Below are 21,887 nucleotides of genomic sequence, written 5' to 3'. Positions count from 1 at the left end.
GCCACGATGAGGCCGCCGCAGGGAGATGGAATGGCCGCCCCCGCTCCATGCGAGGGCGGCACTGAATAAAGGGGCTATCGCGTCCCGGCTTTCACACCAGCGATGGTAGCATCCACGGAAGCCTTGTCGATGATGCCAGGTCCAGTCAGGATCTCACGAGTGGGCACGGTGAGGCCGTAGTTCACATTGCCGTTCAGGATCGCCACGGCGAGGTAGCCCTGCAGGTAGCCTTGCTGATCAATCGCGCAGGCCTGTTTCCCATCCTTGATGTTGTTCAGGATGGTCTCGTCGAAGTTGATGCCGCAGAGACGAACCTTATCACTTTTTCCGGCCTGGGTGAGGCCGTTCATGGCGGAGTTGGCGTCAACGTTACCGATGGTGAACACGGCGGTCACGTCCGAGTGCTGCAGCAAATAGGCCTTCACAGCCTGCGCAACAGCTGTAGCTGAACCGAACGACGTGGCGGGCAAGGGCAACACGTCGGCCTCGCCGCCGCCATTCTTCATCCCCTCTTTGAAGCCACCACAATAAGCTTCGATATTGGCGGCACCCGGGAGGGTGTTGATGCAGACGCCTTTCTTGCTGCCGGCTTTGGCCAGGTACTCGCCGCCCGCGACGCCACCCTTGTAGTCGTCAGAGCCGACGTAGTTCAGCGCGCCGAGGCGATCGGCCGCCTTCAACCCGCCAGCATTGTAGATGACCAGCGGAATGCCGGCATCCTTGACGGCCTTGAACGCAGGATCCATTGCTTCTGGCACCCAGTCCGGACCGACAATGGCGTCGGCCTTCTGGTCGATTGCCTGCCGGATCAGCTCGGCGGCGTCCACGCCCAGATTGTCGTAGTTTTGGGGTCCGAGCCAAGTGACCTTACCGCCCTGGGCCTCGACCACTTTGCCGGCGTCTTCGGCGCCACGCTTGACGATCGACCAGAATGGATCGTCCGGCTTGCCGCCGATGACGAAGATGTTGGCGGCGAACGTCGCGCCGGTGCTGAACCCGATCAGCACCGCTGTCGACACGAGCGTCTTGAAAAGCTTCATAGTCTTCCTCCCAGATTTACCCCTGCAGGGCTTCAACAAAAGATTGGCTGTCCCGCGCCCGCTCCTCCTGGGCATAATCGGAACTGCGTTTGGTTCGTCATTCCGCCGGCATTCCTGACGGCGGATCGCTGCGGCCTTCCTGCCGGCTACGCACCTTTTCCTTCTTTTTGCGGAACCGCGCCTTCATGACCTCGTCGGCTTCCTTACTGCCGTCGTGCCAAGTACCGAATAGCTTATCGAGGGGTACTAGCCCGTCGCCGCCGTAGTTCACCTCGAAATACTTGTGGTGCAGGTAGTGCAAGTAAGAATGGGTATCGAGGTTAGCTTTGTCCGTGATTTCGAATATCTCAAAGCCAAGGTGGCCGTTCACGGCTCCAAATCCCGCACCGTGCAGCGTGAAGTAGGCGCAGACCGGGTTGGAAGGAATCAACAGATGCAGCCAGGCTTCAGCATGGTAGAGGAAGCCTTCGACTGGATGCATTGACAGCGACGACCAGGGGCTTGGATTGATGGAATTGTGATGAACCGAATGCACCCATTTGTAGAGCGGCGGCCAATGAATTGCCCGGTGAAGGAAGAAGAAATAGACCTCATGCAGGGCCGGCGCGATAAGCACTAGGAATGACAGGTAAAGCCAATTGGTCGTCCATGGCAGCCAGACCGCCCAACTGTTTGCATAGACCCACAGCATCACGATCTCGACCACGGTCCACAGTGGTATGGTGACGAAGAACGAGCGGGTGAAATTGTCGATGTTCTGGCTTTGAAACCAAAACACGTCAGACGGTGCGTCTGAAGGGAATTTCTGATTGTACTTGAAGCGGTTCTCTTGTCTGCGCTGGACGTAGTATCGCAGCTCAAAGAATCCGTAAAAGAAAAAGATGCCGGCAGCGTTGAGGCCGTATAGCCAAAAATAATTGAGCAAGGAGAAGTTCGCCAGGCTGTGCCAGCTCGGGATGAGCAGGTTTACCCAAATGAGTGCCGTCGCAAGATGGAAGGCATTCCACGGCCAAAGAAATTCCGGAATCCAGGCCACCACCTTTTTTGCATTGAACGGACGATGCCACAGCGGCGCCGGCTCGGCGCGGCGGTGCGGCACCCAATTGCCGCGTTTGTCGCGTGTTCCATACTGAAGGTCATCCATCGTAACAGCGCCTCCCCGCAGGGCTATACCCCATTGGGCTCTTCACAAGATCGGCCCCTCAACTGGGCACGATTCATATCGGAGGCTTGATATTTCTAGAAGGCGAAAATAATATCAAAGCTACATTTGTATCATTTGATATCAGTCATGATGATATAGCTGGGATGGAGCTCATGAGGCGACCGACAATCCACGATCTCGCTACTGCGGCAGGCGTTTCGGTGGCGACCGTGAACCGAATTCTAAGTGGCACCGTTTCAGTACGCCCGAAGACCGTCCAACGCGTACAAAGCGCAGCAGAGGAAATTGGGTTTTACGGAATCGGAGCCATTGATGATCGGGCTCGTAAGATATCTCCACACTACCGATTGGGCTTCCTGCTTCAGCAGTCGTCCCGTGATCTCTACCAATTGTTCGGGAAAAAGATTATTGCCGCCTGTCGCGAGCGTCGCGACGAGGTCATCGATCCAATAGTCGACTTCGTGGATCTGCTGACGCCGGAGACAATCGCGAGCCGTCTGATTGCGCTGGGCGATTCATGTGACGCCGTTGCGGTGGTCGCGGCGGATCACCCCATCATTGGCCAGGCCATCCGTTCGCTGAAGGAGATGGGCAAACCGGTTGTCTCCTACATCACGGATCAGTCCGCGCCGGAAAGGGCCGCATATGTAGGCACCGACAACTGGAAGCTGGGGCGCACTGCAGCCTTCCTGATCACCCAAACCACTCACGGACCGGGTCGTATAGCGGTTTTCATAGGCAACCACCGGTATCAATGCCAGGATGTGTCAGACGCCAGTTTCCGTTCCTATTTGCGCGAGCACGCTCCACGGCTAGCGGTACAGGAAAGCCGTCCGACCCACGAGGAAGCCAGTGAGGCCTATCGAATGGTGACTGAGCTTCTGAAATCGACTGACGATCTTGTCGGAATTCTGATCGTCGGCGGCGGAATAACTGGTGTACTTCGTGCCTTGAGGGAGGTGTCTCCTGAGCGGCGGTCGGGTATCAAAGTAGTATGCCGTGACATTGGACCCGAAACTCGAAAGGGACTGTCTGAGGGGCTGATCACTGCAGCTCTTTGCCATCCGCTCGAAGCGACCTCGGCCCTTCTTGTCCAAACGATGACTGATGTCATTGGACCGCAAGCTCCATTTGCCACCCTTCAGCGATCCATACCTTTTGAAATTGTCACACCGGAGAATATTTGACGCAGATGTCAGCTGCGGGCGCGGCATCCTGGACCCGATAGGATGTCCGCTTGCAGATGACGCACTAATGGGACCTCAACGGCTGGTTTTGGCGCATAGCAGCCGTAGCGTAGAGCACTGGCCTTCGTGCTGATGCGCGCGGTCAGGAAGGCACCAAGCCGGAGGTCGAGGCGATCCAAACTATCCAAACCGAATCTAGTATCCCACTTTGTCCATTAGCAACCGCAATTCGGGCTGAGAAAGTTCGAAAAGCCTCAGGCAAACTGGAGCCGCAGCGGACAATGAGGTTCACGGACATCCCGGCGAGCATCCGCATTGGATCGGTCAAAATCGTCGGCAGAAGAGCGTCCGAAAAGGGCGGTCGGCGGCCCCGTCGTGGGAACGAAAAAAGAAGAGAAGCAGAACTTTCGCGTCCGATTTTTGCACACGGTAGCTCGTAACTAATTGATTGTCTGTATCTGCCCCATCCATCAATTCCTGCAATCACGGAAACCCCTCGAACGATGCGAACCGTTAGCACTTGGCCACATTCATTGCGACGCCTGCCCCATGCGAATGGCCTGCTGAAATGGGGTGGCTCCAGAGTTCAGACACCGGCGCGATGCTTCGCTAGTTTCTTGAGGGTCGTCTGCTCGCGGAACCATTCTCGCAGGGGTTTAGCCGGCATTCCGCCCCAGCGTTCGCCTGCCGGAACGTCTCTCATGAGCCGGGAGGCTGCGGCAAGTTGAGCGCCTTGGCCGATTCGCAGATGGCCAGCGATGGCGCTATGGCCACCCACGGCAACGTAGTCCTCCAGCACCGCCGAGCCCGCGATCCCGACTTGGGCAGTGATCACGCAATGACGCCCGATCCGCACGTTGTGCGCAACCTGGACGAGATTATCGATCTTCGTCCCGTCTCCAATGACAGTGTCGCCCACGCTGCCACGATCGACCGCGCTGTTGGCCCCAATCTCCACATCGTTGCCAATCGTGACGCGGCCGAGCTGCGGCACCTTCACATGTCCTGACGCGCTCATCGCGAAGCCGAAACCGTCCTGGCCGATACGAACCCCCGCATGAACGATCGACCGATCGCCCATGTTGCAATGGGTGATGGTGACGCTGGGGCCGATGGAACAATCCCAGCCGATCACCACGTCCGGCCCCAGCACCGCATGGGCGCCTATCGTGGTGCCGGCGCCGATGAACACCCGCTCTCCGATGACGACGCCGGGATCGAGCACGACGCTGGCTCCAATCTGCGCCGATGGATGCACAAAACATCCCTCGGTGGCATTGGCGCGGCAAAAAAGGGGTGCGACCCGCAGCGCCTCGGGATGCAGCCGGGCAAGGACCCTTGCGTAAACCAGGCGAGGATCTCGGACGATGATTGGAATGGTGTCGGGCGGCACCAGATGGGCAAAGCGCTCCGAGACAAAGCAAGCACCGGCCTTGGTGGCGCGCAAAGCGTTCGCGTAGCGGGCATGATCGATGTAGGCGATGTGCCATGACTGGGCCGTTTCCAGGTTCGCCCCACTCTGCAGACGCGTGCCTGGATCGGCGGACGCCGGAAGCGACACTCCCGCTTCTTCCACGAGTTCGGCTAAAGTTAATCCACTCGGCGGTGAAATCTGCGACACGCTCGGGCTCGGTTCATGGCAGGATTGGCTTGGTTGAGTGTTTCGTTCATCGATGTCGGTCGGCCTGCCGGGGGGTTGGGGAGTGCAGGCCGACCGATTCACCGCGGGTCCGCATGCGGACGACGCAGTTCCGCAAGCCGGATTCCAATAAGAGGATGGTGCGGATCTACCATCCCCCCTCATCATCGCACCCAGCGCAAGACGAATGGGACGGCGACGCCGCTCCAGGCCGTGAGCGACGGCCAAACCATTCTGGCATACATGCCCTATTACCAGCGCGATCATGATCAGCGTGACCACCGCGCTAAGTGTTGCATCGATGAAGTGGTCGAAGACAAAATACCGGAATGTGACCAGTCTCGCGACGAGGGTCCGCTTGCGAGCTGGCTTCGCCACCGGGTATCTTGCCACCGGATATTGGCATAGCAAGCCTTCTGGACGATCCTTGACCGATCTTTGGCGCAAATTTGCCGCCCCTATTGTCGAGCTGGCTTGTCCGTCCAGGATGGCGGCAAACCGAGTTGCCCGCCTGCGAAATCCTTCAGGCCTGGCGAACGACCGAACCTTTCGCAAGCCTGATATTTGGGTTTGCCGCCGAGCCCGGATTTCAGCTTCTGATAAGACGGAAGCTTTGGGAGGCCAAACTTGAACGGCGTTTTGCCCGTGACAAGCATCTTGGAGAAGTCACTTCCGAAACTCTCCGCCAGAGAGTAGGCGTCGCCAATCTGTGACATCCGCGCGCCTGTGGTGACGAAATTCGCGCCCTTCGACCACACCATCGCAGCCGCCTGTTTTCCCTCCTTCGTGGTCGCCTCGGCCTCGACGGCAAGTCCACCCAGTCCAAGTGGAATCCTCGGAACGGGAACGGAGGAAGACGCGAACGAAGCCCCGATGGACGCCACGGTCGACAGGCCGGCGACTGTAGCGTTGGTGGGCACAATGCGGGTGACCGTCGCGTGAACGATCAGATCGGCGTTTTCTCTGTCGTCCGTGACCGTGAACCGATCGCTGACGCCTATGCAAAGCGCGCGGCTGACCACGGTTGCCACCAGGGCCTGATCAGTGACCTTTATCGAGGATTGCGCAGCGGTTGGCGAAACCAGCGTCGGTTCAATGTACACTATCTTGCTTGCGGTGAGATCAGCGGGGACAGCCTTGTATTCTGCCTTCCTGATCCGCCCATCGACTTTGGTGAGACCGTCATAGGAGGATAACGAGTTGTCCGGCTGGAGCGGCACCGACGTGCAACCGGCAACCGCCGAAACAAGCAGCGACGGCAGAAGCGCGAAACCGATCGATCGATGCTGCGGTCGACCGTCTGGCTGATTTATACGGGGATTTGGCACTTCGTTCTCCTGGTGGGCTTTGCGAATGGAGGGGGGCAAGCGGGTGACTATTGCGTCTGTTTCGCAGGCTGGGCGGCAGCAACCTTGTCGGTGAACAAGGGCCTGTCTTGCCATAGGCTGCCGCTCGCCATTTCTGCGTAACCGAGGTTGTAGACGGCGCGCATGTAGTCGGTGTTGAACGGATCGGTCATGCTGTAGGGGAACTGCTTGTCGATCGAGGCCACGCGGAACCGAATGCCGTTCCTTTGGGCGTAGACGTAGGTAGCCAGCAGCGCACTGCGGGTCTGTGCCTTGACGAGCGTGGAATTCGCCCTGGCCATGACAGCAAACGTATTGTTCGTTGTCGTGGTAAATTCCGGCATCAGCGCATTGTTGATAATGATGTACATGTTGAACTTGAGGTTCTTAGGGCGGACGCTTTTGTCCGAATTGGCTATCCACCCCTCCGGGATGGTCAGGATTTGAGAAGCCGAACCGCCGTCAGAGTGCATTTCTTCAAACGCCTCCCCTCCAGCCTCGGCCTTGATGAGCACGGCCGGATAAATGCCGGGGATACTTGCCGAGGCGATGAGGATGTCCTGGAAGAGTTTCAGCGAACCGGGCCGCTCACTGCTCGCGATGGCGCCCATGTTCCAGATCACGGCTCTTTGGGAATCGAGGTTCGAGGTCAAAACGAGCAGTCGTCGCCCCTTGCGGTGCTCAGCCGCGATTTTTTCCAGTATGTCTCGCGTCAGATAGCGCTCGACCATTTTTCGCAGCGGCTCCTGTTTCAGGAGGCTTGCTCCGAACAGGCCCCTCGGCAGGAAATCTGCATCGACCAAATCCTTGGCGACACCGCTTGTGTAGAGGTCCACGAGTGGCTGGTCGTAAGCCGAGCCGAGGAAGGCGTAGGGCGCGATCAGCGCACCCGTGCTGACGCCGCTGACCATGTCGAATTCCGGTCGCTGTCCACTATCCGACCACGCTTTTAGCGCCCCGACGCTGAATGCGCCTGCGCCACCGCCGCTCGACAAGACTAGGTAGTTTATTTCCTTGTATCTCGGGATGGGCAGCCAGGCGTGAGCTTCGGGCAGTTTCCGGCCGGAATCCGCATAAATACGAATGTCGCTGAACCCTTGGATACTGGCTACCGTCGCAGCCTTCGGCCCGTAAACAATCCGGTCCGGCGCCAAACAGCCAGCAAGAAAGGCCAGCAGGACAATGGCCACCAGTCGATGCATGTCTACCGCCTTGTCCCGGGCCATCGCCGGGAGGAACCATCAAGGTCTCTACCGGTTGGCATACTCCGCGACTGTTCTTGGTAATCGCGTCTGGCGGCATTAATCCCGATTTGTCATTGCCGTGGGTTATGTATTGTTAAGAGTTGTTGCACCTGCCAATTGGGAGGCTCGTTCCGGCGACGCGGTGCCCAGTCACTCAGTCGAGCGGACGGCTCGGCGACCGTCTGCGCAACTACAATGCAATCGACGACACTAGAGTCACACGGCGGCCAAGGACGACGGACTGGCCGCTAAGCCCGACCCGAAGCACTTACACAAAGCCCCTGGCCGAGGGTCGCCGGCACCGAATCCCGCCATTCGGCGGCGCAATGCTAGTGCTTCTACGGTCGCTCCTGTTGACCACCCTCAGGACCATGACTTTGCTTCAGCACCGAAGTGACTTGGCGTTCCGACGGCGGAGGTTCGGCCCTTCCGCTTGAGCCTTGTTCGCTTGGTTAAGGGAAAATGCGCGACATTCTCTCCCCACAAGCCATCGCCGGTCACGCCAGCGCCCGGTTGATTTGGGGCAAGAACGATGCGTCCCCTGCCCTTAGATTGTCGATCCCGTGCATTTCCCGCACGGTCGTTTTGCCGGAGACAGCAACTTCTCGTCATTGCGAACGAGCTAGCTAGCCCGGGAAGCAAGACGGCAAGCGGAGAAGTTCATCACACTGTTCCAGTCGCGTCCGACCTTCTGGCGATTCGGTAAACCTGCGCAGGCGGCGCGTTTGCGAAAACCCATTCCACAAACGTCGCCTCAAGCCCGATCCGGTCGAGAACGGTGTCAGGTACCGGGCACCGCCAGCCATAGGTGAACTGATAGACAGCTCCTCCCGGCCGAAGAATGTGGAAGGCACCGTACAGAATGGCGAATACACGCCAAGCCGGCATGGTAGAAATCGGGAGGCTGCTGATCACCGCGCCTATTTTTTCGCCGTCGAAGGGATTGCATCGCCGCAACTCCGTCGCATCGATGTCCAATAAGGCTGCAGCCGGAAACTGGCGACGTAACACGCGGGCAAAGGAAGCAGCGTTTTCGACGAGCGCAATGCGCTCCTGAGGCACGCCGCGCAGGATAAGCTGTCGGGTGAAGACACCGTCTCCGGGACCCAGCTCAACCACCGGAGACTGCGCAGAACTGATTTCGCGAGTCATTGCCACTGCTAGAGCTTTCCCGGAAGGCACTAGCAAGGCCGTCCGGAAGGGATCCGACATCCAGGTTCGAAATAGAGTAGTCGAATCCGACATTGCGTGGCTCCGCATTACAGACAGGCAGTATTTATTATCCGTACGCCTTAAGCGGAAAACGCCAGCCGGGGCAGAGTTAGGGCTGGTGCTGGCCGGAAAGCGTCGAAGGGTTGGCGCTGGTGAATTAGGTACGAAATTTCTAAAACCTATAGCCCACCACGAGCATCCCTGAAGGCTGCACGGTTTTCCGAACGATGGGGCTGTCCTTCGCATCGCCCGTGAGGAAGCCGACCCCTGCCTGGCCACGCACAAACCAGTTTTGCGATGCCATGTACGTCACCGAAGCTTCGATATCGAAGCGCTTAAACCCTGCACCCGCACCATAATACCGCAACCCCGATCTTGCCGACTGCAGAGCAGTCACCCCAAAGTAGCTTTGCATGTGATTTTTGTCAGCGAAGGTCGCCGAAGCGCCCGCAGAGAGAATAAATGCATTGTAGTGATGAGAAACGTTTGCACCGATTTGACCAGTCAGGCCGTCGCTGCCCCCGAACGTCTTGTCGACAGACGCATAAAGTTCCATCGGCCCCACATCGTATGAAAGCGTCGCTCCGACGACACCGCCGCCGTCAATGTCACCGAGGCCTTTCAGGTGCTTGGAATCCTTTTCCTTCCGCCCTCCGCCCATGTCATAGCCGCCCTTCACCGAGACCTTGAAACCGTTGGATTCCAGCACATCGATGCTCAGTCCGCCCGGATCAACGGTAAGACGACCAATAGTTGCCGAGATCATCGGTAGCGGGACGACTTCGAACTCATCGGATCCTTCGTATTTTGGCGCGTACATGGCTCCGGCGGCAAGCAGCACGTTCCAGTCGGCAAGCTTCTGGCGTATGGGGCCGTACCGTCTCTCGTCGACTGCGTTCGCCGAGGGCGCTGTTGCAGCCGCTTCGTTCTCGAAGGGTTCAGCTGCGCCTGCTTGGAACGGGAAAAAAGCGACGGCTGAGAGGCTCGTGGCGACAAGGGCATGCCGCGAGCGGGTTGAGAGACACTTTGTGGCTGACATGCGAATCGGCTCCTGGATTTGTGGAGGTATTCAAAGACGGCAAAAGGGAAGCCCGACGCAGTCGCACCTCCAGCGGGCGCACTATCTCGGACTACGAGGTTGCTTTGGGTTTTGTGACGTTAAGAAATGTTGCGCCGCTATGGCGGGGCCACGAGCGCGCGGCCTTCGCTCAGATCATGCATCTCAGGATGCGAAGCTAAAACTGCGCTTTAGACAAGCTGGCTCAGTAACTGCGCTACGCCGGCAATCAGCCCCAACGCCAATAGCAACAGCGAGGCATTCACCGACCATTTGATGGCGAGGTACAAGGGACGGTTCGTCGACTTCAGCGCCTTGGTGCCAGCCAGGAGCGGCGCGATTCCCGCAAAGACTCTGTTGGCCAAGCCCCGATGGTCTTCCGGGGTGTTGGGCACCACAGTGGCTCGTGTCAGGCCTTGGTAGAAGAAATTGAACACCGCACCCAGCGGGTTCAAGGGCCTTTTCACGTCGCACATGAGGATAAGGCGGTCGCAGTCGGTATCGTTACGCACGAAGTGCAGATAGGTCTCATCGAACATGATGACCTCGCCGTCGCGCCAACTCAGCTTGCGGCCATCCACATTGATGAAGCAGGCGTCGGAGTTCGGGGTGACAAGACCGAGATGGTAGCGCAGTGACACGGCGATCGGATCGGCATGCCGTGTCAGTTGCGCGCCTTTGGGGAGATAGGCAAACATCGCTCCATGGACGCTTGGCACGCCCTGGAGGATTTGCACCGTTTTGGGGCAAAGGCGTTTTGCGGAATGGTGCTCATATCCGTACCACTTGATGTAAAACCGGCTCCAGCCGTACTTGAAGAACGTCCGGAAGCCGACGTCATAGGTCCCCGCGGTGCCGGGCCGTTTGGTGGCGTCGAAGTAGTTTTGGCGCAGCAGTTCGAGGCCTTCATAGCGAATGGTGTGCCAGTTTTGGCGCAGCACCTCGAGTTCGGGAAAATCTGCTGGGTCGAGAACAGCCTTTGATCCGCGCCGTAGCGTTGTCATATACAACGCACAATTCAACGGCGAAAAAATCGGCCATCCCTTGCGAATGTATTCTGACACGCTTTCGTAACGAGCTTCGCCGCGGAAACGGTAGACGTATACGATGCTCGCGGCCACAAGCGTGGCCATAACGACAAGAAATTGCATGAGATTTGACCTGAATGCGCCGGTTGCCGCGATGTTGATCGATGATCCCGTTGCGCCGACCCAAGTCAGCCACTTCAGGATGTTGTCGTCCGAGAGCGCGCGCTCACACGGTTCGGATGGCGGCATTAGTTCAGATTTGTCATTGCCTTGGATTTGTATTATTAAGAGTTGTTTCCCGTACCCTCGCCTTCGGTGCCGAGGCAGCCACGCGGCAAGTTTTGCTGGCGAACGAGTCGGTTTGACGGTTCGGTAGGATCTTGCGCGGCGACTGAGCGCGCCGCCGTCACCAAGAGGCGACCTCATCGATCGCCGTGGCCAGCTCGGTTGCCGATGGTCTGCTAAAGGCACCACGGTGGCCGGCAACAAAACTTCACCAACCGCCTTGGTTTTGGCCCGGTTTTGACATCGCCAAGGTCTCGGCCGCGGCTACGTCCTAACGCGATAGAGACGGAGAACCTTTATGGCCCTTGATGATAGGCGCGCGCGCCGTGCGGACATCCTGAAAGACCCTCTCATCAGACAGATGATGCGCGCGGACCGCGTCTCCTTGAGAGACATGAAGAAACTGCTTAAGCACGTGGCGCGGTCGCACCGACTTCATGGAAGGGATGAGCCCTTGCGGGGGCTCCCCTCACCGCGCTAGGGCGTTGAACGCCGCTCCCCAAACGTCATGTGCCCTACGTCGTGCTATGCAGTCGACTACCTGCCTTTGGCGAGCGCCTGCCGTGTTGAAGCCTGCCCTTGCATATCGTCAGTCTTGCTGTTTTTAAGCGGAACAACCCTTGCCGGCGGCAATGATATCGTCGCGCGTAGCCCATGCGGCGATATGTTCTCGAGTGATAGCGACCCACCATGGCTCTTTGCGATCTCGTCTGCGATCGAAAGACCCAGTCCAAAACCGCTGTTGGTAGTTGAGGAACGGGCCTCATCTGCCTTGAAAAACGGCTCAAGAGCTTTCTCGTGAAGACCCATAGCAAGGCCCGGGCCATCGTCCTGCACAGCAATGGACACCTTGCTTAGCGGATAATTGGATAGTTGGACATGCACGATCTTGCCGAACCTGACGGCATTTTCCACGATGTTGGTGACTGCCCGCGTCAGCCCTTTCTGCTTGCATGTATATACGAATCGCTCGGGACCGACGTAGATCACCGTGTGTCCAACATCGGAGAACCCGGCAACGATTGTTTTCATCAGGGCCGCAATATCGACTTTTCGAAGCGGTTCGTCGCGGGCCGTGCTGCTGAGATACTGGAGGCTTTCCTCGATCATTCCGGTCAATGTGGCGATATCGTCAAGCATCGCTTGTTTGGAAGGGAGCTCGTTTGATCGCTCCACGCGCATTCTCAGCCGCGTCAGTGGTGTTCTCAAGTCGTGGCTCACGGCGGTCAGCATGCGCAGGCGGTCATCAACCATCTTGCGAATTCCGCGCCGCATGTCGTTCAGCGCCGTTGCGAGGATGCGAAGCTCCTTGGCGCCTGCATCAGTGAACAACTGCTCGTCGTTGCCGTCGAGCCGCAAGCTCTTTGCAGCTTCGGCAAAGCGGACGAGGGGCGACGTGATCACACCACCGATATAAAGCACCAGCAGAAGCATCGGGAGGATCAACATCAGAATCTTGGCAATGAGTTCGACAATCGTGCCGAAGATGGCTGGATAAGTATCGGCGTCAGAGAACCGGACCAGGAGGCCGCGCTTGGCGTCGACACGTACCGCAAGGGCATTGTGTTCGGCGTCCTGGGGAAGAACCGTGGCCTCGAAATCAGGGGGCAGCACGTCGCGGAGGTCATCGGCGATGAATTGCATATCCCCTTGGTAGCCGCTCCCGACGTTAACATCGCGCCACGGCAGAATCCTCATCTCCAGACCGATGGGAGCGCTCGCTCGCAGCAGCTTCTCGGCGTCGGCATCGGCCGAGCTGTTTCTGAGTTGCCCTACGATCAATTCGATCTGTGTGCTTCTGACCGCAACCACTTGCTTGGCCTGGAAGATGTACGGCTCCGGCAAGAGCGCAACAACGCTAAGGAGCACCGCCGGAATAGGGATCGCGGCCAGCACGACGAACTGGAGGCGAATGGACGCCCGTCTGAACCGACCGATCATATGCCCACCGCGACCTCCGGTGTAAAGATGTAACCACCCAGCCGAACTGTCTTGATGAACGTGGGCTCCTTGTAGTTCGGCTCTATCTTTTGCCGGATACGGCTCACATGCACATCAATGCTGCGCTCGACAGGTCCGGCAGCGCCAGCGTGGGTGCGGGCAAGTATGTCTTGCCGGTTCATCACCTGCCGAGGATTCTCGCAGAACACAAGCAGCACATCAAATTCCGCCGTCGTGAGCGGCACGTGCACTCCGTCAATGTCGGTTAACTCGCGCGTGACAGGGTCAATGCGCCAGCCCGCGAACGTCATTGGGTCCTGACTCGGTTTGACCTGGCTTGAGTACGACGATCGGCGCAACAGCGCCTTTATTCTCGCCAAGAGTTCCCTGGAACTGAATGGTTTTGTGACGTAGTCGTCGGCACCCATTTCCAGTCCAACGACCCTGTCTACCTCTTTCGTAAGCGCGGTGAGCATGAGGATGGGTGTCGTACCGGATGCCCTTATCCTTCTGCAAATGCTAAAACCGTCCTCTCCCGGCAGCATTCCATCCAGTACAATAAGGCTGAACTCTCTCTTTTTTAGGACGCGGTCCATCTCCATGGCCGATCCGACCGTCTCGGCGTTGTAACCCGCCTCCTTCATCAAATCGATCAGCATAGTCGCTATATCCCGGTCATCCTCGACGACGAGAATTCGGGCTGAACCTGGAGTGATGACATCGTATCCGACGTTTTCCATAGGCTTGGCCATTTTGTTGCCCTTTCCCCTTCGGAATAACACGCTGCTCATCATGGCTGTCAGCAACAATTGTGTTTAATTTTGTTGCTGCGGGTCCCCCCGGCAGGCCACCGCCGCTGCTTCTGCGGCAGCAATCCCATGCACGGCGCCGGATCAGTGCTTCCGGCCGGCGCCAGGCCGCTGCGCCTTAGCAACTCTTAACAATACATAACCCACCGCAATGACAAATCGGAATTAATGCCGCCCAGGAGCGATTGCGACGAACGATCGCCATACGCGGTGCTGCCTGTGGAGACCTTGACGTTTTCGCTGGTGGCGACCCCGGAACAGGGCGGTAGACATGCATGGACTGGTGGCCATCACCATGATGGCCTTTCTTGCTGGCTGTTTAGCGCGAGGCCGAAAAGCCTGCCGATCGAAGGCCGCGACAAAGGCTGCCTATCGCAGGATTGTCGGTACAAGTGGCATTGCGGCGTGCCTGATCGTCTCGGGCTGCACGACCGTGGCCAGCGTTCACGTACCTGACTTTAAGATCGCTAATGTCTGGCACGCGACCTTTCCGCATGGCGGCCGGACCGGGGATCTCGTGTCCTGGTGGTCGACGTTTTCCGATCGATCCCTGACGGCCCTCATTGCGTCGGCGCAGGCGCAAAGCCCCACTCTCGAGTCCGCTGCGGCAGAGATCGAGAAGGGGCGCGCCACGCTGGCGTCAACGCAGGCCGGCCTTTTTCCCGCGATTGACGGCTCGGGGTTACTCGCGCGCGCAGGCACGGGCGGCAACAAAGCCAACCAGGTTGCTGCCACTACGACGACGAGCGGCAGTCTCGACGCCTCCTGGGAAATCGATCTGTTCGGCAAGATGCGGCAGAGGAGCGAGGCTGCGCGGCTGCGGGTCCAAGAGCGGACCTCCGATTGGCATGATGCGCGCGTCTCACTCGCGGCGGAGGTGGCGGACTACTATGTGCAGTACCGTGCCTGCCGGCAGCTAGAGCAAGTATATGCCACCGAACTTGCCTCGCAGCGCGAGACGGTCCGGGCAATGGAAACGGCCGCAACCTCCGGCCTTACGTCGAGCGCCGACCTTGCGCTGGGCCGGGCAAGTGCTGCTACCTCGGCCTCGACACGGACCGCCCAGCGTGGCGAATGCGAGGTTCTCGTCAAATCTCTCGCCCGCCTTACCGGCGGTGACGAGCCTCACGTCCGCGATATTCTGGCTATGGGCAAGCAGGGGTTGCCGACGCCGAAGAACCTCAAGCTGTCCGCCGTGCCTGCCGACGCCTTACGGCAGCGCCCCGACATCGACTCTCTGGAACTCGAGGTCGCTGCATCGCTCGCCGAGATCGGCGCGGCAAAAGCCGATCTCTATCCGAGCCTCAGCCTCGGCGGCGCTGTCACGATCGACAGTTCATCGCTGACGGGAGCCTCTCTGCCTTGGTCCTTTGGCCCGGCCATCTCGATCCCCGTCTTCGACGGTGGTTCGCGCCGCGCGGCAGTGGGTAGCGCGACAGCCGCATATGACGTGGCGGTGGCGGCCTATAAATCAGGCGTGCTGGACGCGGTCGCCGAAGTCGAGACCGCACTGGTGCGGATCGTCAGTACGCGGCGGCGCATCGGCGACGCCAGTGTCGCGGCCCGCAACTACCGCGTCTATTTCAAAGCCGTGGATTCGAACTGGAAGGCCGGTGGCGCAAGCCTCCTCGACCGTGAGGACGCCCGGCGCTCGGCGCAGTCCGCAGAGCTCTCGCTCATCGAAATCCGTCGCGACTCCGTGCGCTACTGGATCGCCCTCTACAAGGCGCTCGGCGGCGGCTGGGGTGCGGGCGCCTCATCCCCAACGGACCTGCCGCAAAAATCGAAAGAAGACCCGCTCTGATGCGATCGTCACCTCTCCTCCTCGCCGCGTTCCTGAGTGGGGCCTTTGTTTTCGCCGCAGAGCCCGCGCTCGCACGAGAGACCGAGGCCGCAGCGCTTACCGTCGCCGTGGCAAAGCCCGCCGAACGCCAATGGCCTGAAACGATACCCGCCAGCGGCTGGCTGAAGCCTTGGCACGAGGCGGTCATTGCCGCGGAAATCGGCGGTCTACGTGTGACCGATGTCCTTGCAGATGTCGGGTCGATCGTCTCGAAGGATCAGCCCCTCGTTCGGCTGTCCGACGAGACGGTACGCGCGGAACTGCGCAAGGAAGAGGCTGTGCTGGCAAGTGCGAAGGCAGACCTCGCCAAGGCCAGGGCAAGTGCGGACCGAGCACGCAAGGTGCAGGCAAGCGGTGCGCTTTCCGAGGAGAAGATCACCGAGTACCTGATCGCCGAGCAGACCGCGATCGCGGGTGTCGAATCCGCCGAAGCGTCGCTGGAAAGCCAGAAGATCAAACTTACTCAGGCGACCATTACTGCCCCGGACGACGGGCTGATCACCGCCCGTTCGGTCCAACTCGGCGCTGTCGTCTCGTCGGGCACGGAGCTCTTCCGTCTCGTGCGCCAGCAGCGCGTCGAGTGGCAGGCGGAAGTGTCCGCACGCTATTTGCCCTTCATCAAGGAAGGCCTGACCGCCACGATCGTCGGTCCGGAGGGGCGGCGCGTCAAAGGGACCGTGCGGCTCGTCGGGCCGACGGTCAGCACCGATACCGGACGGGTGCTCGCCTATGTGGCGCTGCCGGCGGAGGCGCACCCACCCATCGGCCTTTACGTCACCGGCCAGATTGAGCTTGCGACCACGCAGGCCGTCACCGTGCCCGAGACGGCGCTCGTGATGCGCGACGGCATCGCCTACGTCTTCACCGTGGATGCGGACAGGCGTGCGTTACGCGTCCGTGTTGAAACCGGCCGCCGCAATGGCAGCGAAGTGGAAATCCTCTCCGGCCTTGATCTCTGGGCCGACGTGGTGACGACGGGCGGCGCCTTCCTTTCGGATAGGACCTTTGTCCGGGTAGAGGAGGACGCACGATGAACTTTTCCGCCTGGTCGATCCGAAACCCGGTTCCCGCAATCCTGCTTTTCATCCTGCTCACCGTTGGCGGCCTCCTCGCCTTCGATCGCCTGGCGGTACAGAACTTTCCCGACATGGTGCTGCCGACTGTTCAGATCAATGCCGCGCTCGAAGGTGCCGCACCGGCGCAACTTGAAACCGAAGTCGCACGCAAGATCGAGGACAAGCTCGCCTCACTGAGCCTTCTAGAGCACGTCACGACCACGATCACGGACGGCGCGGTCAGCATCAATGTCTCATTCCAACTGGAGAAGGACGGCGAGGCAGCGCTGAACGAGGTGCGCAATGCCGTCGACAGTATGAGCGGTGACCTGCCCGCCGAGATGCAGACACCAAGCGTGACGAAAACGACGGTGCAGGGATCACCGATCCTTACCCTTGCCGTACGCTCCCTGCGCCTCAATGAGACGGAACTCTCCTGGTTCGTCGACAACGACATGACGAAGGCCCTGCTTGCCGTGCCCGGCGTCGGCCAGGTCAGCCGGATCGGCGGCATCAATCGTGAGGTGCATATCGACCTCAATCCCCAACTCATGAGTTCGCTCGGCCTCAGCGCCGCGACCGTTTCCGCGCGGCTCAAATCCATGCAGTCGGACGCCTCAGGCGGCCGGGCGGAAATCGGTGGCAGCAAGCAGGTGATCCGCACGCTCGGCGCGGTTTCGTCGATTGAGGCGTTGAGGGCGCTTGTGATCCCGCTTCCGGGTGGCGCTCTGGTGCGTCTCGACGAGATCGGCACGATTACGGACGGCTTCGCCGACCGGTCGTCGATCGCCTATCTCGACGGCAAGCCGATAATCGCAGTGCAGGTCAAACGCTCCAACGGCTTTTCGGATACGGGCGTCGCGACGGGCATCCAGGCGGCCATGCAGAACTTCGCCGCCGCCAATCCTGATGTCGAGATCGTCGAGGCCTACAGTACGATCGGACCGATTGTCGAAAACTATCACGGCTCGATGGACATGCTCTACGAGGGCGCTATCCTCGCGATCGTCGTGGTCTGGCTGTTCCTGCGCGACTGGAGGGCGACTGCCCTTTCGGCGGTGGCGCTGCCCCTATCGGTCATCCCGACCTTCCTTGTGATGTACTTTGCGGATTTCAGCCTCAACACGGTGACCCTGCTCGCGCTCTCGCTCGTGGTCGGCATCTTGATTGACGATGCGATCGTCGAGATCGAGAACATCGCACGCCACCTGCAAATGGGGAAACCGCCGAAGGAGGCCGCGCTCGAAGCCGCCGACGAGATCGGCCTTGCCGTCATCGCCACGACCTTCACGCTCGTCGCCGTCTTCTTACCGACTGCCTTCATGAGCGGTATTCCCGGCCTGATCTTCCGCCAGTTCGGCGTGACGGCAGCCGTGGCGGTTCTCGCCTCACTAGTCGTCGCGCGTCTGCTGACGCCGATGATGGCCGCCTACATGATGAAGGCGCATCCCGTCGAGGCGAAGGACGGCCGCATCATGCGCGCCTACATAGCCCTCGTTAAGACCTGCCTGCAGCGCCGCAAACTGACGGTCCTTGGCGTCTGCCTGTTCCTCGGCCTTTCCATCTCGACGATCCCGTTCCTCAGTTCCGGGTTCTTACCCGCTTCGGATGATGCGCAGACCCAGGTCGCCCTGACGCTACAGCCCGGTAGTGCGATTGAGCAGACGGAAGCGATCACGCGGCGAGCCGCAGAGATCGTTTCCCAACTGCCCGACGTGACGCATGTGTTCTCCTCCGTCGGAAGCGCCTCTTCAGGTGACCTGATCGAATCCTCGACGACCGTCGATACGGCGGCCGCCTCGCTCGTCGTCGACCTGAAGAAGATCGGCGACCGCACCCGCAAGCAGAGCGAGATCGAGAACGACATCCGCCAGGCACTCGCCGTCCTTCCCGGCACCAGGATCGCTGTGGGTACGGGCGGCAACGGCACGACACTGGAAATCACGCTGGCCAGCGACGATCCCGATGCCCTTGGCCAGGCAGCCTGCGCGCTCGAAGAGCAACTACGCACGCTGCGGGGGATCGGCGCGGTCACCTCCAGTGCCTCCCTGCAGGCCCCCGAAATCCAGATCGTCCCGGATCTCGACCGCGCGGCCGCTCTCGGCGTTACGGCGGAAGCCATTTCCGAGGCGGTTCGCGTGGCGACCAACGGCGACTATTCCTCCTCGCTCGCAAAGCTCAACCTGCCGCAGCGCCAACTTCCGATCCGTGTCCGGTTTGATCCCAACAATCGGACGACGTTCGACGACATTGCCAATCTTCGCGTTGCCGGGGCCAGGGGCAGCGTCGATCTGGGCTCGGTTGCCGAGATCGGTATCGGCGGCAGCCCGTCGGAGATCAGCCGCATCGATCGCTCACGAAATGTCACGCTGTCGGTCGAACTCAACGGACGCGTCCTCGGCGATGTCTATGGCGAGGCACAGGCGTTGCCCGCCCTTCACAGCCTCCCGGAAGGCGTCAAGCTCGTCGAGCAAGGCGAATTGGATCGCAGTTCCGAGCTCTTCGGCAGTTTCGCCATCGCCATGGGGATCGGAATCTTCTGCATCTATGCCGTGCTGGTCCTTCTCTTCCATGACTTCCTGCAGCCGGTCACGATCCTTATGGCGCTTCCACTGTCGCTTGGCGGCGCCCTGCTGCCATTGGTGCTGACCGGCACGAGCTTTTCCATGCCAGTGGTGATCGGCCTGCTCATGCTGATGGGCGTGGTGACGAAGAATTCGATCCTGCTGGTTGAATACGCGATCATCTCACGGCGCTCCGGTCTCTCGCGCTTTGACGCCCTTGTCGACGCCTGCCACAAGCGCGCTCGCCCGATCATCATGACGACGATCGCGATGGGCTGCGGCATGCTTCCGGTAGCCCTCAGTCTCAGCGGCGGCGACTCCAGTTTCCGTCAACCGATGGCAATTGTGGTCATCGGCGGCCTGATGACGTCCACCGTTCTCAGCCTCGTTGCCATTCCCGTCATCTTCACCTTCGTCGATGACTTTCTCAGGCTTCTCAAGCGGCTTGTCGGCCTAAGAGAGCATGAGCCCTCATCGGCTTCCACGGCTGAAGACGGAGGTAGGTTCGAGGCGACGCTTCGGGAGAAGCGGTCCTGGGAACCACTTCCACCACGTCCCGGCCGTCGTGAGGCGGATGCGGCATCAACGTGGGCTGCCACGCAAGCGGACGGGCGCTCCCCTCCTGCTGCCAAACAACCAGCTCGTCGGAATTGAGGCCGATGGCTTGCATCACTTCAGCCCAGGCGGAGAACCGTCGCGCTGTCCGCTTTTCCGGAGAAGGCAAATGCGAAACGGGATCGGCGCTTGCCACGATGGACCGGCCTGCCGTCGGGTCGATTCTCATCATCCAGACAAAGTACATTGGTGACGTTGTTTTGACGTCGGCGCTGGTGCGCAATCTGCGCCTCGCCTACCCAGGTGCCAGAATAGCGATGCTTTGCGCGCCCGGTCTTCGGCATTTCGTCGCCAGCCAAAATATCGCTGATGAGGCAATCGGGTTCGATCGCCGCGGCAAGGGGAAGAGCCTGTTCCGGCGTCTAGCAGAGTATCCGAGTCTGGTTTCTGATCTCCGCCAGGGACGGTTTGACCTCACGATCGATCTGAGTGACTCCAAGACGTCCAGAATTCTGCACCGTTTGATTGGCGCGCCGATCCGGGTTGGATTCCATCCTACCGATCGGCCAATGAAATTCTGGGAGAGGCAGCCGGCAAATGTTTTTGCCGCACCGCTTGGCCAAGGCGGCCCCCACTACGTGTATCGATACCTTTCTCCTCTGCAGGCTCTCGACCTTGATGTAGCTGACGTCACACCGAGGCTTGTGCCGACATTGGGCGCTCGAAGCGAAAGCACACAACTCCTGGCGCAAAGATATCTGAGGAGAAATGCCTATGTTGCCGTGCATGCAGGGGCACGATTTGAGGGGCGATGCTGGCAGCCCGAGCGGTTTGCTGCGGTAATCGATAAAATCTATGCCGTCACGGGTGTTCGGTCTTTGCTGATTGGCGGACCGGACGAGACAACAGCCGAGGAGAAAATACTCGCATTGGCTGTGTCGCCCGTGGCGAGCGTCGTCGGGAAGGCATCACTTGAGACACTGACGGCATTGCTTGGTGACGCCTTTATGTTTTTAGGAAATGAGAGTGGTCCGATGCATCTAGCGGCATCAGTAGGGACTCCTGTCGTCGGCCTCTATGGCCTGACACCACCGGACATATGGGGTCCGGTCGGAGTTCCGTATCGAACCGTGGCGCCCCGGCCGCCGTGCCAATGCGTCGCTCCCAAATTGTGCAAGGCAAACAATCCCGGCAAGGTCTATTGCGTCCATCGCCTGCGCGTCGAAGACGTCACCACAGCCGCGCTCGATCTGATCGAGTCAGAAAGGCTTAACCGATAGCGAGCCGGTAAGCTCAGAGCAGGCGGCGCGGCGATACCGGCCTTCCCGGATTGGCGGCGAGAGCACGCGCCCGATGGCGGAGCTGCCTTGGCTTCATGAAGGATTCTCTCCACACGCCGCAGCGAACAATGAGGTTCACGGATATCCAGACGAACATCCGCATCGAAGCGGTCTATATCGTCGGCAGAAGAGCGCCCGAAAAGGGCTATCGGCGGCCCTATCGTGGGAACGAAAAAAGAAGAGAAGCAGAACTTCCCTGTGCGATTTTTGCACACGGTCCCCCGCAACTATCTGAAATTACTTATCTATCTTCCCCATCCATCAGAGCCCCGCAAATTGCTTGTATGAGAAACCGTCACCACCACCAGCAAAAGGAACGAATGTGAACTTCCAAGACCTGCGCCTCGATCAACTCGGGGCTCAGGCCTACCCGAAAGGGCAGCCAGTCCTGTAAGATTTTGTCATCCGCACATTTGAAGCCTATGCTTCCCACATCGGCCGCCAGCGCTTCGGACGCAGCCGACAGTAAGAGGTACGTGCTCTTGCCCGTATGGGAGAGAGCCATGCCCCAATCCCTTATTCGCAACCATGTATTGAAAGCCCTCTCCCAAGAGGATTTCGCGCGATTGCAGCCATC

Annotated in this window: 15 protein-coding genes and 1 pseudogene; 5 read left to right on the top strand and 11 right to left on the bottom strand. The window is 59.6% G+C overall.

The window, feature by feature from the left end; genetic code table 11:
- Positions 1-74: 74 nt before the first annotated feature.
- Complete coding sequence (locus NKJ01_RS18400) at positions 75-1,040, bottom strand: sugar ABC transporter substrate-binding protein (protein WP_352729941.1); 966 nt, start codon at positions 1,038-1,040, stop codon at positions 75-77.
- A 97-nt stretch (positions 1,041-1,137) separates the two neighbouring features.
- Complete coding sequence (locus tag NKJ01_RS18395) at positions 1,138-2,184, bottom strand: sterol desaturase family protein (RefSeq protein WP_352601016.1); 1,047 nt, start codon at positions 2,182-2,184, stop codon at positions 1,138-1,140.
- Positions 2,185-2,357: 173 nt separating this feature from the next.
- Here NKJ01_RS18395 and NKJ01_RS18390 point away from each other — a divergent pair, with 173 nt between their 5' ends.
- A complete protein-coding gene (locus tag NKJ01_RS18390) occupies positions 2,358-3,392 on the top strand; it encodes a LacI family DNA-binding transcriptional regulator (RefSeq protein WP_352729939.1) in 1,035 nt (344 codons plus the stop codon).
- 586 nt (positions 3,393-3,978) lie between these two features.
- On the opposite strand, the gene lpxD is transcribed toward NKJ01_RS18390, so the two are convergent.
- The 8 genes from lpxD to NKJ01_RS18350 form a co-directional block, all read right to left on the bottom strand.
- Positions 3,979-5,013 (bottom strand): UDP-3-O-(3-hydroxymyristoyl)glucosamine N-acyltransferase, encoded by a 1,035-nt coding sequence (lpxD, locus tag NKJ01_RS18385; protein WP_352729937.1) that lies wholly within the window; start codon positions 5,011-5,013, stop codon positions 3,979-3,981.
- 476 nt (positions 5,014-5,489) lie between these two features.
- A complete protein-coding gene (locus tag NKJ01_RS18380) occupies positions 5,490-6,251 on the bottom strand; it encodes a DUF3313 domain-containing protein (RefSeq protein ID WP_352729935.1) in 762 nt (253 codons plus the stop codon).
- 155 nt (positions 6,252-6,406) lie between these two features.
- Positions 6,407-7,579, bottom strand: coding sequence for a patatin-like phospholipase family protein (locus tag NKJ01_RS18375; RefSeq protein ID WP_352729934.1), 1,173 nt, complete (start codon positions 7,577-7,579; stop codon positions 6,407-6,409).
- Between the two features lie 705 nt (positions 7,580-8,284).
- Positions 8,285-8,773, bottom strand: a complete 489-nt coding sequence (locus NKJ01_RS18370) for a class I SAM-dependent methyltransferase (RefSeq protein WP_352729932.1) — start codon at positions 8,771-8,773, stop codon at positions 8,285-8,287.
- Positions 8,774-9,005: 232 nt separating this feature from the next.
- The gene (locus tag NKJ01_RS18365) at positions 9,006-9,872 is read right to left on the bottom strand and encodes a MipA/OmpV family protein (protein ID WP_352729930.1); all 867 of its coding nucleotides are present in this window, start codon (positions 9,870-9,872) and stop codon (positions 9,006-9,008) included.
- A gap of 209 nt (positions 9,873-10,081) precedes the next feature.
- Entirely contained in the window at positions 10,082-11,167 is a 1,086-nt protein-coding gene (locus NKJ01_RS18360; protein ID WP_352729928.1) for an aspartyl/asparaginyl beta-hydroxylase domain-containing protein, read from the bottom strand.
- Positions 11,168-11,740: 573 nt separating this feature from the next.
- Entirely contained in the window at positions 11,741-13,144 is a 1,404-nt protein-coding gene (locus NKJ01_RS18355) for a sensor histidine kinase (protein ID WP_352729926.1), read from the bottom strand.
- The gene (locus tag NKJ01_RS18350; protein ID WP_352729924.1) at positions 13,141-13,896 is read right to left on the bottom strand and encodes a response regulator; all 756 of its coding nucleotides are present in this window, start codon (positions 13,894-13,896) and stop codon (positions 13,141-13,143) included. The genes NKJ01_RS18355 and NKJ01_RS18350 overlap by 4 nt, the downstream gene beginning before the upstream one ends.
- Positions 13,897-14,236: 340 nt before the next feature.
- Here NKJ01_RS18350 and NKJ01_RS18345 point away from each other — a divergent pair, with 340 nt between their 5' ends.
- The 4 genes and pseudogenes from NKJ01_RS18345 (at position 14,237) to NKJ01_RS18330 (ending at position 21,250) form a co-directional block, all read left to right on the top strand.
- On the top strand, positions 14,237-15,757 hold the full coding sequence (locus tag NKJ01_RS18345) for an efflux transporter outer membrane subunit (protein WP_352729922.1): 1,521 nt from the start codon (positions 14,237-14,239) through the stop codon (positions 15,755-15,757).
- Complete coding sequence (locus NKJ01_RS18340) at positions 15,757-16,830, top strand: efflux RND transporter periplasmic adaptor subunit (protein WP_352729920.1); 1,074 nt, start codon at positions 15,757-15,759, stop codon at positions 16,828-16,830. Before NKJ01_RS18345 ends, NKJ01_RS18340 begins: the two co-directional genes overlap by 1 nt.
- Positions 16,827-19,865 (top strand): annotated as a pseudogene (locus tag NKJ01_RS18335) (efflux RND transporter permease subunit); the annotation flags it as partial. The gene NKJ01_RS18340 and the pseudogene NKJ01_RS18335, both read left to right, overlap by 4 nt.
- Before the next feature lie 209 nt (positions 19,866-20,074).
- The gene (locus tag NKJ01_RS18330) at positions 20,075-21,250 is read left to right on the top strand and encodes a glycosyltransferase family 9 protein (protein ID WP_352729918.1); all 1,176 of its coding nucleotides are present in this window, start codon (positions 20,075-20,077) and stop codon (positions 21,248-21,250) included.
- Positions 21,251-21,605: 355 nt separating this feature from the next.
- Here NKJ01_RS18330 and NKJ01_RS18325 read toward each other — a convergent pair.
- On the bottom strand, positions 21,606-21,887 hold a 282-nt coding region (locus NKJ01_RS18325), incomplete at its 5' end, for a hypothetical protein (RefSeq protein ID WP_352729916.1).

It is taken from the genome of Mesorhizobium sp. M0276 (assembly GCF_040321755.1).
In the GTDB taxonomy this organism is placed as follows: domain Bacteria; phylum Pseudomonadota; class Alphaproteobacteria; order Rhizobiales; family Rhizobiaceae; genus Mesorhizobium.
Note: the sequence above shows the minus strand (reverse complement) of the source record. Positions and strands in the feature narration are given on the sequence as shown.